Below are 19,250 nucleotides of genomic sequence, written 5' to 3' on the forward strand. Positions count from 1 at the left end.
CGATCAACTATCCGACGGTCCCGCGGGGCACCGAACGCCTGCGGATCACGCCCGGCCCGTTCCATACGGACGTGCACATCGATGCGCTTGCCCGCGCCCTGGTGGAAGTCTGGACCGCTTTGAGCCTACCCCTCGCCTCCCAAATCGCCGCAGCGGAATTTTGTGAGTGTCAAAGCAGTTTCTGAACCGACAGCGTATCTGTGCTCGAGGCAGCTCAGGGCCAAGCACTACCGACCTGCATGAATCTGCATTCATCATAGTGGGCTGCCCGACGCTTCAATGCAACTGAATCGATACCTTGAACCTTGGCTTGGAAACGAAGATACCACGACTTCCTATCCCTATCGTGCGTCCATAGCGGTCCCGGTCTCGCGAGGAGCAGGAAACGAGAGCCGCGCCGATCTTGTCGGCAAGCGCAAGCGCCCCTGACGGACACAGAGATAATCTGCGCCGGCGTCCTTGCAGGTCTGCGAGCTCTCCTGCGCGTCGATCCCATGCAGGCGAATGCGCTGACCACGGATCTCGGTGGTGTCGTCGTCCATGACGCTGGCCCGGCCAGCAATTGTGGCGGCGGCGGCTGCACTGGTGTACCATACGAAGACGAGCATTGGGGGGATGGTTCTCAGAAGCATGGAGCTAGGGAGTATTAACCTTTGAGACGCAGGTTTCGACACGGCTTACGGCCAGACCAGAACGGACCCCCGAATAACTTCAGGACCCGGTCGAGTTTTGGAGTGGGATGGCCCGACCCGGCAACTGCCCTTTGAGCACATCGAACAGAGACTCCTTACCGCTCCAAAGAACTCCCTGCCAGCCACAGGCCTGAGCTGTGCGAACGTTCTCGAGTGTATCGTCGATGAGGAGGATATCCGCTGGCAACAAACCTACCGCTGAAGCGGCCCCCTCGAAGAAGGCAGCGCTGGGTTTCTTTGCGCCGATCTGGGCCGAGTACTGGATGCCATCGACAACACTCGCCAAGCCGAGTGTGCCCATGAGGTACTGCGCACGCCGGTGCTCCTGGTTGGTGGCTAGATAGACCTGATAGCCCCAAGAGCGAAGTGCTTGAAGATCCTGCAGCAACCGGCGATCGAGGCATGCGTCGTGAGCAAACCAGTATTCGATGAGCCGCTCCACGGTAACGTGAGGAGCAATGTGTCGCAGTGCTGCAAGGAGTCGATCCTCCAGCTTGGCGCGTCCGATCACGACGTCATTCCAATGCTTGGCAAAAAACTCGCGATGCAGATCTTCCGGCCGCAGACCCAGGTCGGTTTCGAGCGACGCCGACCAGTGTCGGCCGTCTGCGGGCCTGCCGCGGACGAGAACCCCATCAACATCAACCATGAGAGCTTTAATAACTAAGCCTCCCTCAGCCTAGAACCGAAACAGAAATTGGAGGTGAACCCGATCGTTCACAAGCATTCCAAAAGCAGCTAGCGCAAAAACGGTACATGCTTCTCTGGTTGTCTGAGTTGCTACATCTTCAGACCGCCCGACTTATGCCATCCAGTCAAATAACTGGCCGCCTGTATCAGTTTCTCTGAACGACCTGGTTGAAACACAGATCATGTGGCGGATAAGAGCTCTATCACAATCCAGCACTTCATATCAGTGTCCGCTCGACAAGCTCTCTTACCGTTTGCAGTGTTGGCATCACCGCCACGCACAGGCTGGAGATCTCCTCTGTGGGTTGAAGGAGGTCCGGGATCATGATCGTCGCCATGCCTGCGGCGTGGGCACTGCGGACCCCATTGTAAGAGTCCTCTAGAGCCCAGCAGGCGACCGGATCGACCTCGAGCCGGTCGGCCGCTGCGAGATACGTTTCCGGATGAGGCTTGTGGTGCTGGACGTCGTCACGGGTAACAACGGTATCGAGGAGATCTAAGAATCCTATGTTCTTCAGGTGATGGGTCGTCGTCTTTCTGTCTGTCGATGTGGCGACGGCCGTCGGAACCCCCTTGGCTTTCAGGGCCTTTAGGAGATCGTGAGCTCCTGGCTTGATGGGGATCCCCTCCCGGCATCGGGTGTTAACGTAGATTGAGCAGAGCCCATAGAACCTCACCAGTGGGAAGTCGGGTCCAAAACTGTCCAGCAGGATCTCGTTCACCCGGTCGGTCGGGACGCCAATCATGGAGAGGTGGGTTTCAGGAAGTATGGAATATCCCAGCTCCCAACAGGAGGACACGATGGCATCCCGGTAAAGAGTCTCGGTGTCGAGAAGCAGACCGTCCATATCGAATATGACAGCCGCAGGGGAGCTGTAGAGCCGCTCGCTCATACCATGTGTTCCATAACCTGCCTCATCCAAAGAACGGGGTTTTCCAATTATCTCAGATTCTGTCTCCACCTCAATGTTTAGGACATCCGCCGCCTCTGCGACATTTCTCGCTATTGAGGTGGAGGAGGCGCCGGGGGAGGCGGAGGGAGCCAGTCAAACTCGCCATGGATCATGCGGTTAATGATCTCTCTCCCTGGCATGGCAGTGTCAATGACATTGCCGTTCACGTCTACCAGGCGATGATGATCTCTAAGGTGCTGCACGTAGATCGAAATCCTGCCACGGGTGTCGACTTTGAGATTAGGCGTCGCGTTATCCGCGTAGTCGAGTGATGCACTGAGCCAACTGGAGCGCTCTTGATTGTTCAATTGCCCGAGAATTTTATCAAAGGCCTGCACGATCTGGTTCTGCGTCTCAGGTCTTGTTCGGGGCGGCCAGGCAGCGTTGCCGATAAAGCCGTTAGCCCACAGCTCAAGGCGCTGGCCGACGGATATATTTTCACTGACTCGATCGCCATATGCGTCCGTGAACCGAGCCTCTCCCACCACGGCGTCGACGATGGCTTTCAAGGATGGAGATGTCTCTCGAACCTTCACCATCGATTCCGGTGGCAGGAACTGGATAATCTCGTGCAACTTTTCTAGCGGCAATTCGAGTAGTCTGCCAATGCCTCCGCTCATGACATCTCCCAATGCGGTTCTAGAGCTGTGCTATCGGATCAGCTGAGCAGGAAGGCATCAGCGAGCTTGATCTTATGTGTTTTTGACAGAGTGCGCTGAAACGTCTCGACTGTTCTTGTTTCGGCGGGAACCCCGATGACCTCGAGGAGTGCTGGCTTGATGCCGTATACCCCCCTCAAATGATGAGTTACGGCGATTTTAAGCTCTCGCTCTCCGCTGTCGTTGTTTGTGCGGCTCATAAACAGGACGTTGTCGGCCAAGCCGAACTCAGCGATGGCCAGGTCCGCGAGAGGGTGCCAGTTGTTGAACAGCGATACCGAGTGGTCATACAGATCTAGCGGTTCATTGTATTCCCCGCCGCGAGATGCGCTCATGACATACGTACGCTTTGCCACATTGTGCACCGAATAGGGCTGAATGCGAAAGTCCGATAAGTTCCGGCTGAATGACGTGCCGACCGCGTATGTAATGCCAGGCTGGTTGACCAGCGTTTCACCGAAGGTTCCGGCACTCAGATTGATCCCTATCTGGGTGGAGCTCGTCACCGAGTATGAACCCTGCTGGGCGGGCGGGGACGAAGTGTAAACCTCTGTGTGTTCAGCATCACCAAGGGAAATCTCGACATCGACGCGCTCCGTAAACCAATAGCGCCCTGTCTTTGCGTCGTCCTTCACAAGCTTCCCGTTTATCGATGGGACTACCGACGAGCCTTGGAGATCGACGTTGACAAAGGTGGGTAGCGTCTCGAAGCGGCTCACCTTTACGTGCGCACGCAACCTGATAAGAGCCTTCTGGTTGTTGTCGAGAAGCCCGGATGCCGGTTGCCACTCGATTTCGTCGGATAAGTAGAACTCCATTGTACCTCCGGATTGATGATCGAGCTCCCTGAAGAGCTGCTACGAGATGATAAAACTAGCTCTTGAAAGTGCAATGTCCAAAACTTGCATCGATTGGCTATCACGCTCAATGCGGGCGCATTGAGGCCCATGATTGGCCTGGCGATGGATGACAGGCGGGCAAAGATCCGTTCGGTGCCGCACCTCAGGCCGTTCGCAAAAGAAAAGGCGCCGCTCGAATCCTCGAACAGCGCCTGTTGATTTGTGGGGGGGGTTGACCGTGACGGCGTCGATTGCGGTTAGTTGAAGAGTGCGTCGATCTCGTCTTGGGAGGTTTTGTCAGGGTCGACGTCCAGCGCCGGCCCATTGAGGAGTGCGCGGTCGCCTTCCCGATTGGGATCGACCTCAGGTGCAACGTCATTAAAGCTCTCGATACCGCCCCAGATCTCGATCATCCGACCGACGCGATCCTCGACAAACCGCATCGAGCTGATCACTTTGCCGATGCGCTGGCCGGTAATGTCTTGGAAATTACAAGCCTCGAAGATCGTCACGACCTTGTCCGATATGGCCTGGATGGCCTCAGCTTGGATTCCGGTCAGTTGGCCGGAGAGGTCCGCCGCGATGGCGTCGATGCTCTCGGCGGCTTCCAGGATGGTGTGTGTTGCCGCCTCGGTACCCATGACCACGGCGCCGAGCTCGTCCGTGGCGGTGCTGATCTCTCGCCCCTGGGCACCGGCATAATGCAGCGTTGCGATTTCCGCCTTCGTGCGAACGATGGACCCCATGATGGCGTCGAGCTCTGCCTTGAGCCGGAAGGCCTCCTGCATGTCATGCTGAAGGTTCTCGAGCAACGCCTTTGATGCCTCGCTCGTTGGTTCGATCAGCCCCCGCAGAGCGGCCAGTTCCGCTATGATCTCGGCGTGCCGCTCCCCCTCCCCGCCATTGGCGGAGGCCGGTGGAAGATACTGCTCGATCTGAAAGATCTTACCGCTCGAATTCATAGGGTTTACTCTCCGAAGACAGCCGCGATCTTCGCCTGGAGCGTCTGGGCGTTGAACGGCTTGACCATATAGTTGCTGACGCCGGCCTTCTTGGCCGCGATGACATTGTCGGTCTTGGCTTCCGCCGTGACCATGATGAACGGCAGGGTGGCCAGGGATGGATCGGCGCGGACTTCCTGTAGAAGCTCGTATCCGGTCATCGGAGCCATGTTCCAGTCGGATATGACGAGCGCATACTGTTTCTCCCGCAGCTTGGCGAGAGCGGCCGAGCCGTCGCCCGCATCGTCGACATTTGTGAAGCCGATCTGCTTGAGGAGGTTTCGGATGATGCGGATCATGGTTTGGTAGTCGTCGACCACAAGAACGGGAATTGAAAGGTCCAATGCCATAATATTACCGATGAATAGGTGCGAGACCGCACTTTAAGGACCAAGCGGTTGCAACGTCGTAAATGCGACAAGCGGATTCCATCATTTAGATCGCCAGCGCTGCTGGCCCGGGTTTTGTAACCTCGCTCAACAACTCAATCCGGCACAGTTCCTAGGGCCGAGACGACCTCTTTGCGCGTGAGAGGCTGCTTGGTGGCCACTTAGAGTACGAGGATGGACACGATACCCTGCAACGGGTGTGCGGCAGATCCGGTCGAGACAGGCGCGCACGGAGCGAACGCGCCGCTACATCACCCGACATTTGGCGTTATCCGTTGAGATATATGTCACCATCGGAGAACTCTCCTCTAAAGTAAATCAGGGCACTCTTGGGAATTTGGAATGGGTCGCAGGCACGCGCGATCTGAAGCGGGGGCAGCTGGATCCGACGCAAAAAGCCCACTGATGCATCGATGACGTGGAGGTTATAGTTGATCGGAAGGATTTCCGCCTGCAACGAGATCGTCGTGACGTTCCAGCTAGTTTGCGGGACAAGAAGTGCAATCTGCTCATGCTAGAGGAAGATTGCGCGAGTGGCATCCACCATCGGGACCTTCGACCACGCTTTGGGATCCGTTCACGTTTGGCAGGCAGTAGTTTCGCAATAGACCGTCAGTTGACTATACTCCGCAAATTGGGCTCGTACGTTCTGATTTTTCGTTGCATTTGTGATCTTATCCGCTATGAAGCGGCGCAGACAGCGAGGTCCACAATTGTTGGGTGGCTCGATTGTTTAGCCATGCCGCACCATAGAACCTGTTGGACATTCATGCAAAAATACCAGTTGCTTCCATTTCTGCTTCTCGTGCTCGCGGGCTGTCAGACAGCAGAACCTGCATCGTCGGACGCAGACGAAGGTATGGATAGAATCTACGCAGTCCAGGAGATGGCAGGACCGATGCAAGCGGCAGAGCTAGACCCTACGGGCCTTGCCAAGACTGCTGTGATGATGGAAAACTATCGACGCATGCAGGCGGCCAGCGGCGATATCCCTAAAATTATGGAAGGTCATCGCCAACGCGCCCTCGCGTTCTGTAAAACCTCACCTGAACTCCCGAGCTGTAAGCAGTTTATGGCCGAACAGGGCCAGGCCGCGACGGACTGAAATTAAACCCTAAGGCCGTTCGAGTGGTCTCGGGCCAAAAGCCACCACATCCAGCAAAACGAAACCTGTTGTTTCACATCCTGCCCTCGCAAAGCAGGCCCCTGAATGGCTGGACGTCACCGCCGGTAAGATACGAACAATCAATGTGGCTCGAGAGCTACAACTGCTAACAGCGGCACTAGCATAATAGAACCATGCAAGTTTCGTTGTTCGGAGATGGTAGCCACACCGGTGGTCTCAGAAAAGGCCAGGCTGCACTCTAACTCTGAGAGTGTCGGATCCACTCCGCAATCTTGGGCGCGGCATTCGTCGGGACAGCTCTGTAACATCAAGCTGTAGGTAGTTGGCCTCATCCATGCCTGCGAGAACTTTACCCTCTGCGTGATTTCTCTTTGCCATTCCTGAATCGCGCGGTTTCCTTTTCGCAGCTCGGTCAGCTGCTTCGATACGACGGATGTTCTCGTCAAGATCACAGTGGAGATGCACCACGAATAACGGTGCTCGGTCATGACCGAGGTCCACAATATGTTTCCACTTTGCATCTCCCCAATCGCTGCTCCCTGCTAGCACCGTCGTTAGTACGACAGGGACCTCCGCGGGAAGCTTTCGAATTAGACCATACGCGATTGCTTCGATCCTCTCGAGGGTCTCGATGAACGTAGGTGTTCCAAATTTCGTCAAAGCAAAGGCGACATCGTAGACACTGTGAATGTCCAGCAGGCGGCCTGATATTCTGGAGATCAGTTCCTGGCCGATTGTGAGCTTTCCCACTCCAGGACAGCCATTCAAGACGATGATCGAGGAATACTCCTTCAAATACGGGTCCGTTGGAATTGCCCAGAAAACTGGAGAAACTTTGCCGCGAAACGCCTCGTCGACCAGCGACAGCTGTCTTCAAGCCTTCGCCGAATGAGAACCGCGTCAACATCGACCACGAGGGCGTTCGCCGTCAAACCTCCTACGGTTCAGAGACGATCGCGCAATTGAAGGAATGACCTTACCGCTTACGACATCCGCCGTCTCCGCATGGCCAGGAGCTCAGTTTCAAGATCCAGTTTGCGGGCTTTCACCATGCGGACAAGGGCACGGTAGTACCCGCCCGGATTCCGGATCCGGTTTGCACCGCTGGCAACGTCATCCTCGTAGAGTTGCAGCACGTAGAGGACGGCGACCGCCGCGCCGATCGGCCCAAGATCGGCAACCGCCTCGTTCCAGGCACTCTCGTGAGCCCCAAGCGAGGCTCGCAAATACCGTCCTGCTGCGACGATGTCGCCGATGTCCCGGATGGGCTGACCGTAATCCTTAAGGGCGGGACAGGCTTCAATGATCAAAGCCGGTGATAGGTGCTCAGCGGGTCGTTCTTTTGGCAGAACCGCCTCAGCTTTCTTCGGAAAGCCCCTTGTACAAGTTTCGCTAGGAGCTTCGTTGTTTGATTCATTGTGCCGGAATCGGATTCCCTCGTTGCCCATCTCATAAAAGAGTTTCTCAGCTGTTTTCCTCAAAGTCTCCCAAGCTTCTGCGAGGTCGAGGGGCATCATCTGGCTCGAGCGCTTTGGCGTGCGCTCCAGGAGGCTCTTAAGCTGCTCCTCGATGGCCGTCCGGTCGATTGTTGGATGATGAAGCGCTAACGCCTCGATCGCTGCTTCGGTCTGCCGCCGCGAGACCGTGATCTCGTCGAACAGCCGCTTGCGTTCAGCGCGAGCCTGCTTCTGTTCGGCAACCAAGCGGGCCCATTCCCCTCGCCGGGCATAGACGGGGGTCAGATCGAAGCCGAAGGCGTCAATGATCTCTCCGGCGAGGTCTTTGACCGCATACCGCTTCCCGTTGGGGGAGTCCTTGGGAATGATCAGCCCCTGCTCGATCAGGTGGTTGAGTGCAAAGCGAATGGCGCGCTCGGTATAACCGGTGCGGTTGGCCAGATACTCGTTGGATGGCCACACCAGCAGCCGCTCCCACGCCTGCTCTCCCCAGCTGGCAACCAGAGCTGACAGAATCTGCCTGGCCGAAGGGCGCAGGACCAGGGCGACCTCCGCCTCATAAGCGGCGGCGGCGAGTTCTTTTCGTGTTACTGTGCGCTCTGCTTCGAGCGCAAATGCTCTCGCGGCCAGAGCGGCATGTCTCAGCCGCCGGCCTCCTGACGATGCGATTTGCATCGCGTCCCTCCATGTTGAGGGCAAAGCGGGAGCGTTCACCGAAACCGATGCTCTTGACACTCAGCTTGTCGGGATGGCATAAGAAAGCTGCTACACATTTCTTACGCCCACCCCTCGGTGGGTCTCCAAAGGCCCCGGAGTGTCCAGCTCCTGGGCCTTTTGCTTTGCCTAGTTTACGTCACGACATTACAGTCCTTTTCAGCAAACATGGCTTCGAGGGCATGGGTGAACGCTTCCTGCCGTGACCGGTAGCGGCCCCGTGCGATCTCGCGATCGATGGCGGCCCCTATCGGTGCAGACACCCAGATGTTCATCTCTCGCTCACCCCGTTCGCGGCGGGACTTACGAAAGCGCTGAACGCGCTCGGTGTGCTTTCCATCGGGCATGGCGATCACCTGTTACACTCGTGCCGTATCGAGTGATGACCGATTCCCGGCTAAGTGTGGAGTCGGGTGGTCAAGTATTTATTCACTATAAGACTGAATCCGTTGGAAAACTGCTTAGGCACGGGCTGTAGCCGGCGCGAAGGCGAGTCAATTCGCAGGTAAAACCCTGGTTCCAATCGATTCTTACTTGCGCACGCGATTCTTTCGCGAAAGTCAAAGGCAAAAATGGATGACTACAATGATTCGAGAATGACTCTAAAGCGGGTCACATCAGCCGGTTAATTTCTATTAACCGTCGTGCCTCTGATTCGAATATTGGAGAAAAACTCCACGGATTGTCAGAGTTGCGTAGGGCGGTTGGTCATCAGGGGACGTGGCAGGCCTTTGTCGATCCGGACACGGATCTGCTGACGGGTCGCGTGGGTGCAGCACGAGAAGGTATTCGCTGAGTATCCATCAACCGCATCGATTACAGTCGGTTTCCACCGCCGAGGAGTTTATCGAGGACGGATTAAGGCTTGAGCCTGCGGCCGCAACAGCGGGAAACCACACCTACAAAGATGCGCCACACCCGCTCCGGCTTCTGCCCTACGAGCGCTGGCCCACCAACGTTAGGAAGAAGCCTCGCAACTGGCGTGGGATTGTCAGCACCATAAATGCAAAGGTCGACAGCTTCCTTGTGAAATGACACCTGTCAACACACCAGCCGATCAGGCGGGCCCTCATGCCGGATCGTTTCCATTATTCCGACTGGAAAGCCGTTGAAAGCACAACTCGCGGGTGTGTTATTACTCTTGCGTGCTTCCGCGGTTCTCTGCCGATAATGCAAATGGTGCATAGAGGATGCCATTTTCGGAATTTGCTTCTCGAAAGATACGACATGTAGTCTCGCGAACGCGACGATGCGGGAGTAGTCGCCGATGGCTAACAGGCGCTACAGCAAGGCGACTGGAATAGCTTGTTATATCGTAGGGAAATCCGAAGGCTCTCGGGTTGCAGGTTTTATTTGAATCTGAGGCGTTCGGAAACATGATGGCCAGTGAAGCATTGCTGTCGGTTCGCGACTTGGCCGTAGAGTTCCCTACTGAGCGCGGTGCCGTGACCGTCGTCGATGGTGTCAGCTTTGACATCAGGCCACGAGAAACCCTTGCAGTGGTTGGAGAATCCGGATCGGGGAAGTCGGTTACAGCACTGAGTATCATGCGTCTTCTCGAGTACGGAGGCGGCCGGATCGCCCGGGGAAATATGCTCTATCGTACCCGCGACGGATCTGTTCGTGATCTTGTGAAGGGCCTGCCCTCGGATCTCCGGCCGATGCGCGGTGACGAGATCGCGATGATCTTCCAAGAGCCGATGACATCGCTCAATCCAGTCTTCACCATCGGCGACCAGATTAGCGAGGCAATCCTCCTCCATCAGGATATGGACCGTGCCGCTGCGCGTGCGGAGACGCTCCGGCTTCTGGAGAAGGTGCGGATTCCCGAGGCTAAGCGGCTGCTCGATGTCCATCCACATCAATTGTCGGGCGGCATGCGTCAGCGCGTGATGATCGCTATGGCGCTCTCCTGCCGGCCCGGTCTTCTTATCGCCGACGAGCCGACCACTGCCCTGGACGTCACGATTCAAGCCCAGATCCTGCGGCTGATGCAGCAGTTGCAGGAAGAGATGGGCATGGCGATGATGTTCATCACCCACGACATGGGGGTCGTGGCCGAGATCGCTGACCGGGTGGTCGTGATGTATAAGGGACGCAAGGTTGAGGAAGGGACCACCGAGGAGATCTTCACCTCTCCCCAGCATCCTTACACGAAATCGCTTCTGAGCGCTGTTCCCAGGCTCGGCGCGATGAAAGGGTGCAGTCTGCCGGCCCGCTTCCCACTTGTTGATCCCAGCAAGGGGAGCGCAGCCTCAGAGGCGCCGCAAAATACGGTAAAGTCGGCCGCAGAACCCCTTCTGAGCGTGCGTGATCTCGCCACGCGGTTCGATATCCACAAAGGCATCTTCAGCCGTGTCGTCGCGCGGGTTCACGCCGTGGAACAAGTCAGCTTCGACATCATGCCTGGCGAGACGCTGTCCCTTGTCGGAGAGTCAGGTTGCGGCAAATCGACGACAGGTCGCACGCTCATGCAGCTCATCGAGCCTACAAGCGGTACGATCTGGTTCGAAGGTCGCGATATCGCAGCGCTATCTGCCGCGGAGCGCCGCGGTCTCCGCCGCAAGATCCAGTATATTTTCCAAGATCCCTATGCCTCACTGAACCCGCGTCTGACGGTAGGTTTCAGCATTGCGGAACCGATTGTCACCCATGGATTGGCGTCCGGGTCCGCCGTAAGGGAGCGGGTTGCTGAGCTCTTGAGCCTCGTCGGGCTTCTTCCTGAGCATGCCGAACGCTATCCGCACGAGTTCTCGGGAGGCCAGCGTCAGCGCATTTCGATAGCGCGTGCTCTTGCCTCGGACCCGAGACTCGTGATCGCAGATGAATCGGTTGCGGCCCTCGACGTCTCAATTCGGGCACAGGTCATCAACCTGTTGATGGATCTACAGGAGCGGCTGGGTGTCGCCTTTCTTTTCATATCGCACGACATGGCCGTGGTTGAACGGATCAGCCATCGGGTTGCTGTCATGTACCTCGGGCAGATCGTAGAAATCGGGTCGCGCCAGGATATCTTCGAGAATCCGCAGCATCCCTACACTCGACGATTGTTATCGGCTGTTCCCATCGCTGACCCGAGACTGCGCAGCCGGGATCGCGAGTTGATCACCGGAGAGGTTCCAAGTCCGACCCGGCGCGTTGGCGATGAGCCGATCGTCGAAAAGCTCGCCGCCGTTTCACCGACTCACTTCGTCGCCAAGCATACGGTCGGTGCGTACTAACAGTGATAAACCGGAGGAGAAATGATGTTCAATTTCAGGAGACTCGTCGTAGTGGGAGCGCTGCTGCTGTCGGTTTCGACACCGGCATTGGCGGCCAAGGACCTTGTGGTTGGCGTTCCGGACAACCTGACCGGGCTTGACCCCCACAACGTCAACGACACGCTGTCGCAATCTGCGTCGCGCCTCATTCTTCAGGGCCTCTTCGGCTTCGACAAGGACATGAAGCTCGTGCCCGTGCTCGCCGAGAGCTATGAGGCCAATGCCGACGCGACCGAATTCACCATTCACTTGCGCAAGAACGTAAAGTTCCATGACGGCACGCCGTTCAACGCCCAGGCCGTGAAGATCAACTTCGAACGCCTCGCCAATCCTGAGAACCGCTTAAGCCGTGCGAGTCTTGTGAACATGGTCAATCAGTTCACGGTGGTCGACGACTCGACGATCAAGCTCACGCTGAAGGAACCTTTCGGCGCCATGATCAACAATCTCGCGCATCCGGGCGCGATGATCCACAGCCCGACCGCGCTCGAGAAGTACGGCAAAGAGGTGAACCGCAACCCGGTCGGAACGGGTCCCTATAAGTTCGTGAGCTGGCAAGCCGATACCCTGAAGGTCGCCAAAAACGAGAACTATTGGAAGCAGGGGCTTCCAAAGGTCGACAGCGTCACCCTCCGGAGCGTTCCGGAGAACGGCTCGCGGCTTGCCATGTTGCAAGCGGGTGAGGCGCAGTTCATCTATCCGCTGCCGCCAGAGATGGTGTCCGTCGCCGAGAAGAGCCCGAAGCTCGACATCATCAGCAAACCCTCCATCGTCACCTGGTACGTGGCGATGAACAACCTAAAGAAGCCGTTCAACGATCTTCGGGTACGTCAGGCGCTGAATTACGCCGTCGACAAGCGGGCCTATGCCAAAATCGTCTATAACGGCAACATGGATCCGATGGACTCGGTCGTGCCCCCAGGCCTGCCGTTCTATGTCAAGCAGGGCGAATGGCCTTACGATGTCGCCAAGGCGAAGGAGCTTCTGAAGGAAGCGGGCTATCCCGACGGATTCGAAACGGAGATCTTCGCCGGGAACAGCACGACTTCAATCCGCGCGATGCAGTTCCTCCAGCAGCAATTGGCGCAGGTGAACGTCAAAGTGAAGGTCACGCCGCTCGAAGCTGGTGTCGCAGCACAGAAGATTTGGGGCGTGTCGAAGCCGGAAGACACGACCGTTCAGCTCTACTACGGCGGCTGGTCCGCCTCGACCGGTGACACCGACTGGCAGCTTCGTCCACTCTTGTTCGGCGAGAGCTTCCCGCCGAAGATGTTCAACGTCGCCTATTTCAGCAACCCCGACGCCGATGCCGGGATCAAGGCTGGTATCGCAACTGCCGACAGCGGGAAGCGGGCCGAAGCCTACAAGAAGGCTCAGGAAGCTGCATGGAAGAATGCTCCGTGGATCTATCTCGGTGTGGAGCGCCTTCTTGCCGCCAAGTCAAAGTCGCTAGCGGGCGCGTACTATCTTCCCGATCGCGGCATTCTGCTCGAAGAAGCGGAACTCAACTGACGAAATATAGCCCCGGAGTTCTTCACGGCTCCGGGGCATCGTCCGCGAAGCGCCATGTTCAGATATCTCATCCACCGATTGCTCGGCATTCTGCCGGTCCTTTTGCTTATCTCAGTGCTTGTCTTTGCGTTTGTACATCTTTTGCCCGGCGATCCGGCCCGTCTCGTCGCGGGCCAGGACGCAACCGATCGAGACATTGCCGCCGTCCGTGCGGCGCTCGGGCTCGACCGGCCCCTATGGGAACAGTACGTCACCTATGTGTGGAATATCCTGCATGGGGACTTCGGCATTTCGCTAAAGACGCGCCGCGCAGTGTCTGAGGAGATCGGCGAACGGTTCTTCCCGACTCTTTGGCTCACGCTTATCAGTATGGTTTGGGCCACGCTGTTCGGCCTTGTCATCGGCGTGTTGTCCGCCGTCAAGCGGGGCCGCTGGCAGGATCATGGCGGCATGCTCGTCGCTGTTTCAGGGATATCTCTGCCGTCCTTCTGGCTTGGCCTGCTTCTGATCGATTGGTTCTCAGTGCGGCTCGGCTGGTTCCCGACCAGCGGCTACGGAACGCTCGCGCATTTTGTACTCCCGTCCATCACCCTGGGCGTGGGCGTTGCCGCCGTGATGGCCCGCTTTACGCGCTCATCCTTCATTGAGATCGCCCGGGAGGACTACATCCGGACGGCGCGGGCCAAGGGCGCTTTCGAACACCTCGTCGTGTGGAAGCATGTGCTTCGCAATGCCCTGATCCCAATCATCACGATGGTCGGGCTACAGTTCGGCTTCCTCCTCGGTGGCTCTATCGTTGTTGAAACCGTTTTTGCCTGGCCGGGGCTCGGCCGCCTTCTCGTGGACTCGGTCTCCTATCGTGACTATCCGGTTATCCAGGCCGAGATCCTGTTGTTCTCGCTCGAATTCATCCTCATCAATCTCATCGTCGACGTTCTTTACGCGCTGGTGAATCCGGAGATCCGCTATCGATGAACAGCGTCGCCCTGCCCTCCACGTCCAAGTCGGCCGCCGAGCGGATCCGCACACCTTGGTCCGAGTTCTGGCGCAAATTCCGGCGGCAGAAGCTGGCCGTCGCCTCGGGTGTGTTCCTGCTGCTGCTCGTTGCCGTCGCCCTTTTGGCACCCTGGATCGCACCCTACGATCCCGCAGCCCCAGATTACGACCACGTTCTTGAGGGACCATCCTGGCTGCACTGGGCCGGAACGGACGACTACGGCCGCGACATTCTCAGTCGCATCATTAACGGGGCAGGTATTTCGCTGATGGTTGGCTTCCTGGCCGTCACCGTTGGCGGCGTCATCGGCATCGCGATGGGGCTGCTCAGCGGCTTTTATGAGGGCTGGATCGACCGTATCATCATGCGGATCTGCGATGTCCTCCTCGCCTTTCCGGGCATCCTTCTCGCCATCGGCATCGTGGCGATCCTCGGGCCAGGGGTGGAGAACGTGATCTGGGCGGTGGCCGTCTTCAGCATTCCGGTCTTCGCCAGGCTGGTGCGAGGCTCCACCCTGGCGCTCAAACGAGCCGTCTATGTGGATGCCGCGCGAGCGATCGGTGTGCGCAATATCGTCCTCATGGCTCGCCATATCCTGCCCGGAGCCTTGCCGAGCGTGATTGTGTACTTCTCGATGCGCTTTGGCACCTCGATTCTGACGGCTGCGAGCCTGAGTTTCATTGGCCTTGGCGCACAACCTCCGACTCCGGAATGGGGAGCCATGCTTTCGGCCGGCAGAAGCTTTATCGGCGTTGCCGACCATCTGACCTTCTTTCCGGGATTGGCCATCTTCGTGACAGTTCTTGCCTTCAACCTCCTCGGCGACGGGCTGCGAGATGCACTCGATCCCAAGCTGAGCCAGCTCTGACGTCCGCAGTTCCCGCCGAGTTGCCGATCTCTACGCCGTCCTTACAGGCAGGAGCCCATTCGCCATTTCACCAAGGGTCCAGTCCATCACTTCGCGGTACAGGGTGCGGTTCACATGCTGGAGAAGAGGGACCTGCACAAAGGCGAGCCGCAATTCCGAGCCGGATCGATCGGCAGAGGTCGATGATAATGCGCCAGTACGCCCGCCTGCTGGCATCCGGCCATTGTGCGATCGGTCTCAGTCGCTTCCCCTCCGGCACTCATACCTTGCGGCGCACCATAGCGTCGAAGATCTACCGAAGGACAGGCAATCTCCGGGCCGTCCAGTCTCTGCTCAGCCACACAAAGATCGAAAGCACCGCTCGTATCCTGAATCGATGTCAATGATGCCCTCCTGATTGCAGAGCAGGTTGAATTCTAAACGTAGAGGCGGCCAGTCGACTGGCCGCCTCTAACCTCACCAAGCATCACGGATGTAGCGTCCGGACTTGAGGCTTAAGCGGCCAAGAGACAAACGACCGCTCTGGGCCACAAGCGGACCTACTCCGCATCCTAACGGCAGCGTCCGTGCTGCCACTGCGAAGGCAAGATCATAGTTCCTTGTCACCCTATTCTTCCGGTCAGATGGCCACCCTTCCGATCGATCCACCGCCATCGACGAATAGGGTCTGCCTGGTGATGTAACCGGCCTCTTCCGAGACCAGGAAGGCAACGGCCGCAGCAATCTCTTCCGGCTTGCCGAGGCGCCGCATCGGGATGAGCGAAAGGAAGCTTCGCTCGGCCTCGCTGCCGACAGGCGTATTCCGACGGAACAACGCGGTTTCCATAGGACCAGGCGCCACCGCATTGACGGTGATGCCGGTCTCGGCCAATTCCACTGCCCAGGTGCGCGTAAAGCTGTTGATCGCTGCTTTGGCCGCCCGGACTCTAGTCGTGCAAGTACGCTGGATAGTCCGGCGGGCTGAACACGAGAGTGCCGGCCTTCAACATGTGCGGTAGTGCGCCTAGACCATCCTTCGGATTAGGCCTGATCTTTGCGATGGTAACATGGTCCGCGGCCTGCACGAAGGCCGGGATTGGCGATTGGCGCCCGGAGTCAGGTCCATGCGGAAGCCCTGCTCGGTTACCCGATGAACCGGCTACTTTTCGGGACAGTGCTGATCAGAGCCTATACGGAACGTACCCGGCATCCGCACCAGGCCGCAATGATCCAACTTCCCCAAGGAGCCTGACGATCGGCTTATTGTCTATGACAGTAATGGGAACATCCCATTCTCGCCCGGAACCAAAACCGGCGCCCAAGGCTGCAGCGAGGCAGCCCACTGTCAAAGGTCCGGATTTGGGTCACACGCTAAAATTTCTGCCTCATTTGGAAGGTCCGGCTACCTGAGTACAGCTGTCCCGGGCTAGCGTCTTAGAGGTGCCAGGAGCGAACTTAAAATGGTTTGTGACGGCTGCTCGAACATCGACGTTCATCAAGGCTTGCTGACCAGGCATGCGAGTCCGATCAGTCATGCGCCTCCTGCCAGTGCGGATATGTGACGTAGGCGGTGATAGCCCCCTGCTCATGTGACCTGATGGTAACCGCCTCGCCCTTAGGCATATAGACGATCTCGCCCGGACCGGCGGTTACTGTGCCAGCACTCGAGGTGACCGACAGGCGACCCTCCAGCACCACAATGACGTCGTGCACGGCAAGAGTCTCGGCGATGCTCTGGTTGGGACCATAGCGGCCATAGCCGATGGTAATCGGCCCGCCGTGGCGCTGATCGATCACATTGCCCGCGAACACCTCCCCACCCTGTCCAGGCGAACGCTCGAACGATGCGTCGCCGATAGAAAACTTCCAAACATTCATCGAATAGCTCCATTCCGTGTTAGACGCTCAATGTGAAAAGACGATCGGCCGCAGAGGTACGCAGTTGCGCAAACCCGTGATCAAATGCGGCGATGGTTCAGGCAGCCGCTGGGATCCGTGCAATCACCTTGATCTCGAAATCGAAGCCTGCGAGCCAGTTCACTCCAACGGCAGTCCAGTTGGGATAGGGTTTCTGAGAGAACGTTTTGTCTTTGACAGACATGATGATCTCGAACTGTTTCTCAGGATCCGTATGGAACGTCGTCACGTCAACGATGTCTTCGAACGTGCAGCCTGCCGCCTGCAAAACGTCACGAAGATTGGCGAAAGCAAGCTCCACCTGCGTCGCGAAGTCAGGCTCGGGTGAGCCGTCCTCGCGGCTGCCGACCTGACCGGAGACAAAGAGCAGATCGTCGGATCGAATGGCAGCAGAGTAGCGGTTGATATCATAAAGCGCCTGCCGGCCGGCAGGGAAGATCGCATCGCGCTTGGGCATTCTCTTCTCCCGTGTTCAGATCGGTTAAAAGCTCGGAACAATGGCTCGTCCCGATTGAGTGCTGGGATCTGCCTTGCTTAAACAGAAGATAGCGGCCCCTAGTTCATGCGATTAGACGTTGAAATCGGTATAGGTTGATGCAAAATCGCCATCAATGATGCGCCCCTCCCTCAACGATCTCACCGCCTTTGTCACCGTCGCCATCAATCGCAGCTTTCGCCGGGCGGCAGACGAACTCGGTACGGCCCCATCGACGCTGAGCCACGCGATGCGGAGCCTTGAGGACCGGCTGGGCGTGCGCCTCCTCAACCGCACCACCCGCAGCGTCTCGCCAACCGAAGCCGGGCTTGAGTTGCTCAGCCGCCTGCAGGTGGCACTCACGTCCCTGGATGAGGCGCTGGATTCCGTCACAGCCTTCCAAGGCAAGGTGGCGGGCACGGTCCGGATCAATGCACCACGGGTGTCCGCGGTCACTCTCATCCATGATATCCTTCCTCACATGGCGGAACGGTTTCCCGACGTGACGGTGGACATCGTGGTCGAGGGTCGGTTGATCGATATCGTGGCAGAGGGCTTTGATGCCGGTGTGCGTCTCATCGGATCAATCCCCAAGGATATGATCGCGGTACCGCTTGCTAAACCGCTACAGTTCGTCTGCGTCGCATCCCCAGCCTATCTCGATCGCGCTGGTGAGCCGAAAACCCCAGAGGACCTGCAGCATCATCGCTGCATCGGCCACCGCATGCCCAGCGGCAGGCTGTACCGATGGGAGTTCGAGCGGGCCGGGCAGGAATTAACCATCGATGCGACCGGACCCGTCGTCCTCGATGACGAAGACTTGATGGTGGAGGCGGCTAGGCAGGGCCTGGGTATTGCGTATGTGGCGAACTGGGCGGCCGAAGCTGCCCTTGCGGAAGGGCGGTTGCGCAGGGTCCTGTCCGCCTGGATGCACGAGCCAGAGGAAGCGGCCATCTATTATCCAGGGCATCGTGCTGTCCCACCGGCACTGCGAGCATTTCTCGATGTCGTGAAGGATGTCAGGCAGGTAAAGAGCAGGTAATCACTGGACGTCTACATCGGGTCAGGTAATGACGATCCTCTGCACTCCGGGAACGTCCGCCGCTCCTTGCTGGAGCAGACTGCCAGCCTACTTCCGCGAGGTGCCAGGAGGCGACATTGCGGCACGCTAATCAGCTGTTGTTGACGCCTACGCTCACCGCGTTTCGAAGGTCCAGGTGAGGTTGCCTTTGAGGGAGTGCTCCTGCGCCCTCGCGCCGATCTGGCCGGCATAGTTGATCCCTAAGCTGATCGCCTGCGACGCCTGCCAGGAAAGCCCCGCTTCCGCCACCAGCGCATCCCGGTCCACCGGCACCCCCGACACCGCAAACGGGCTCGCTCCGCCGGCAAACGCCAGAAGCGTGGCGGGCACGACATCGCCATAAGCATGCCGCCAGCCGATCAACCCTTTCACCGTCAGCGGCATCTCGGCACTCAGCCGCGCTTCCGCCCGCACCCCCAGCGTCGTGGTGCCCAGCTCATAGCTGCGGCCATAGCCGGTCAACGCCGCCGCGCCGCCGCTTTCCTGGAACCCGTCGCTCTCGAGCCGCAGCAGCGCGGCTCCGGCAAACGGCTCCAGCGCCAGAGCGCCCCAGCCCAGGCGATAGCCGACTTCGCCAAAGCCCTGCAGGGTGCGGCCGTCATAGGAGGCGCGGGTGGCATCGGCATAGCCGGGGAGGCTGA

Annotated in this window: 20 protein-coding genes and 1 pseudogene; 7 read left to right on the top strand and 14 right to left on the bottom strand. The window is 58.1% G+C overall.

What is annotated here, in order from left to right; genetic code table 11:
- A pseudogene (locus LJD17_RS23590) lies at positions 1–185 on the top strand (5-aminolevulinate synthase); the annotation flags it as partial.
- Positions 186–341: 156 nt separating this feature from the next.
- Here LJD17_RS23590 and LJD17_RS23595 read toward each other — a convergent pair.
- The 7 genes from LJD17_RS23595 to LJD17_RS23625 form a co-directional block, all read right to left on the bottom strand.
- The gene (locus tag LJD17_RS23595; protein ID WP_227386660.1) at positions 342–608 is read right to left on the bottom strand and encodes a hypothetical protein; all 267 of its coding nucleotides are present in this window, start codon (positions 606–608) and stop codon (positions 342–344) included.
- A gap of 103 nt (positions 609–711) precedes the next feature.
- Complete coding sequence (locus LJD17_RS23600; RefSeq protein WP_406600873.1) at positions 712–1,353, bottom strand: HAD family hydrolase; 642 nt, start codon at positions 1,351–1,353, stop codon at positions 712–714.
- Positions 1,354–1,600: 247 nt separating this feature from the next.
- A complete protein-coding gene (locus tag LJD17_RS23605; RefSeq protein WP_227386664.1) occupies positions 1,601–2,275 on the bottom strand; it encodes an HAD family hydrolase in 675 nt (224 codons plus the stop codon).
- 110 nt (positions 2,276–2,385) lie between these two features.
- A complete protein-coding gene (locus LJD17_RS23610) occupies positions 2,386–2,955 on the bottom strand; it encodes an F-box protein (RefSeq protein WP_227386666.1) in 570 nt (189 codons plus the stop codon).
- A gap of 38 nt (positions 2,956–2,993) precedes the next feature.
- Entirely contained in the window at positions 2,994–3,812 is an 819-nt protein-coding gene (locus tag LJD17_RS23615) for a hypothetical protein (protein WP_227386668.1), read from the bottom strand.
- 278 nt (positions 3,813–4,090) lie between these two features.
- Positions 4,091–4,795: a protein phosphatase CheZ gene (locus LJD17_RS23620; RefSeq protein ID WP_227386670.1), complete on the bottom strand. Its 705-nt coding sequence runs from the start codon at positions 4,793–4,795 to the stop codon at positions 4,091–4,093.
- 5 nt (positions 4,796–4,800) lie between these two features.
- Positions 4,801–5,184 (bottom strand): response regulator, encoded by a 384-nt coding sequence (locus tag LJD17_RS23625; RefSeq protein WP_227386672.1) that lies wholly within the window; start codon positions 5,182–5,184, stop codon positions 4,801–4,803.
- Between the two features lie 808 nt (positions 5,185–5,992).
- Here LJD17_RS23625 and LJD17_RS23630 point away from each other — a divergent pair.
- Complete coding sequence (locus LJD17_RS23630) at positions 5,993–6,328, top strand: hypothetical protein (RefSeq protein WP_227386674.1); 336 nt, start codon at positions 5,993–5,995, stop codon at positions 6,326–6,328.
- A 237-nt stretch (positions 6,329–6,565) separates the two neighbouring features.
- Here the strand turns inward: LJD17_RS23630 and LJD17_RS23635 are convergent, their stop codons facing one another.
- From LJD17_RS23635 to LJD17_RS23645, 3 genes are all read right to left on the bottom strand, one after another.
- Positions 6,566–7,144: an AAA family ATPase gene (locus LJD17_RS23635; RefSeq protein ID WP_227386676.1), complete on the bottom strand. Its 579-nt coding sequence runs from the start codon at positions 7,142–7,144 to the stop codon at positions 6,566–6,568.
- Positions 7,145–7,332: 188 nt separating this feature from the next.
- Positions 7,333–8,481 (bottom strand): plasmid replication protein RepC, encoded by a 1,149-nt coding sequence (gene repC / locus LJD17_RS23640; RefSeq protein WP_227386678.1) that lies wholly within the window; start codon positions 8,479–8,481, stop codon positions 7,333–7,335.
- Between the two features lie 173 nt (positions 8,482–8,654).
- Positions 8,655–8,867, bottom strand: a complete 213-nt coding sequence (locus LJD17_RS23645; RefSeq protein ID WP_227386680.1) for a hypothetical protein — start codon at positions 8,865–8,867, stop codon at positions 8,655–8,657.
- Positions 8,868–9,899: 1,032 nt separating this feature from the next.
- Between LJD17_RS23645 and LJD17_RS23650 the strand changes: the two genes are divergently transcribed.
- The 4 genes from LJD17_RS23650 to LJD17_RS23665 are packed head-to-tail and all read left to right on the top strand — an operon-like array spanning position 9,900 to position 15,157.
- A complete protein-coding gene (locus LJD17_RS23650) occupies positions 9,900–11,741 on the top strand; it encodes an ABC transporter ATP-binding protein (protein WP_406600874.1) in 1,842 nt (613 codons plus the stop codon).
- A 21-nt stretch (positions 11,742–11,762) separates the two neighbouring features.
- Positions 11,763–13,292 carry a glutathione ABC transporter substrate-binding protein gene (locus LJD17_RS23655; protein WP_227386684.1) on the top strand — a complete coding sequence of 510 codons (1,530 nt, stop codon included), beginning with the start codon at positions 11,763–11,765 and terminating at the stop codon, positions 13,290–13,292.
- Between the two features lie 54 nt (positions 13,293–13,346).
- On the top strand, positions 13,347–14,267 hold the full coding sequence (gene gsiC / locus LJD17_RS23660; RefSeq protein WP_227386686.1) for a glutathione ABC transporter permease GsiC: 921 nt from the start codon (positions 13,347–13,349) through the stop codon (positions 14,265–14,267).
- Positions 14,264–15,157 carry an ABC transporter permease subunit gene (locus LJD17_RS23665; protein ID WP_227386688.1) on the top strand — a complete coding sequence of 298 codons (894 nt, stop codon included), beginning with the start codon at positions 14,264–14,266 and terminating at the stop codon, positions 15,155–15,157. Before gsiC ends, LJD17_RS23665 begins: the two co-directional genes overlap by 4 nt.
- Positions 15,158–15,776: 619 nt before the next feature.
- Here the strand turns inward: LJD17_RS23665 and LJD17_RS23670 are convergent.
- The 3 genes from LJD17_RS23670 to LJD17_RS23680 all read right to left on the bottom strand — a co-directional run bounded on the left by LJD17_RS23670 (position 15,777) and on the right by LJD17_RS23680 (position 17,510).
- Positions 15,777–16,106: an SDR family oxidoreductase gene (locus LJD17_RS23670; RefSeq protein WP_319799728.1), complete on the bottom strand. Its 330-nt coding sequence runs from the start codon at positions 16,104–16,106 to the stop codon at positions 15,777–15,779.
- 557 nt (positions 16,107–16,663) lie between these two features.
- On the bottom strand, positions 16,664–17,014 hold the full coding sequence (locus LJD17_RS23675; RefSeq protein WP_227386690.1) for an AraC family ligand binding domain-containing protein: 351 nt from the start codon (positions 17,012–17,014) through the stop codon (positions 16,664–16,666).
- A gap of 97 nt (positions 17,015–17,111) precedes the next feature.
- Positions 17,112–17,510 (bottom strand): RidA family protein, encoded by a 399-nt coding sequence (locus LJD17_RS23680; protein WP_227386692.1) that lies wholly within the window; start codon positions 17,508–17,510, stop codon positions 17,112–17,114.
- 154 nt (positions 17,511–17,664) lie between these two features.
- Between LJD17_RS23680 and LJD17_RS23685 the strand changes: the two genes are divergently transcribed.
- Positions 17,665–18,570, top strand: coding sequence for a LysR family transcriptional regulator (locus tag LJD17_RS23685; RefSeq protein WP_227386694.1), 906 nt, complete (start codon positions 17,665–17,667; stop codon positions 18,568–18,570).
- 153 nt (positions 18,571–18,723) lie between these two features.
- Here the strand turns inward: LJD17_RS23685 and LJD17_RS23690 are convergent.
- Positions 18,724–19,250 (bottom strand): autotransporter outer membrane beta-barrel domain-containing protein (locus LJD17_RS23690; RefSeq protein WP_227386696.1); only part of this gene is annotated, 527 nt, incomplete at its 5' end.

This window comes from Microvirga rosea (assembly GCF_020595095.1).
GTDB lineage: Bacteria > Pseudomonadota > Alphaproteobacteria > Rhizobiales > Beijerinckiaceae > Microvirga > Microvirga rosea.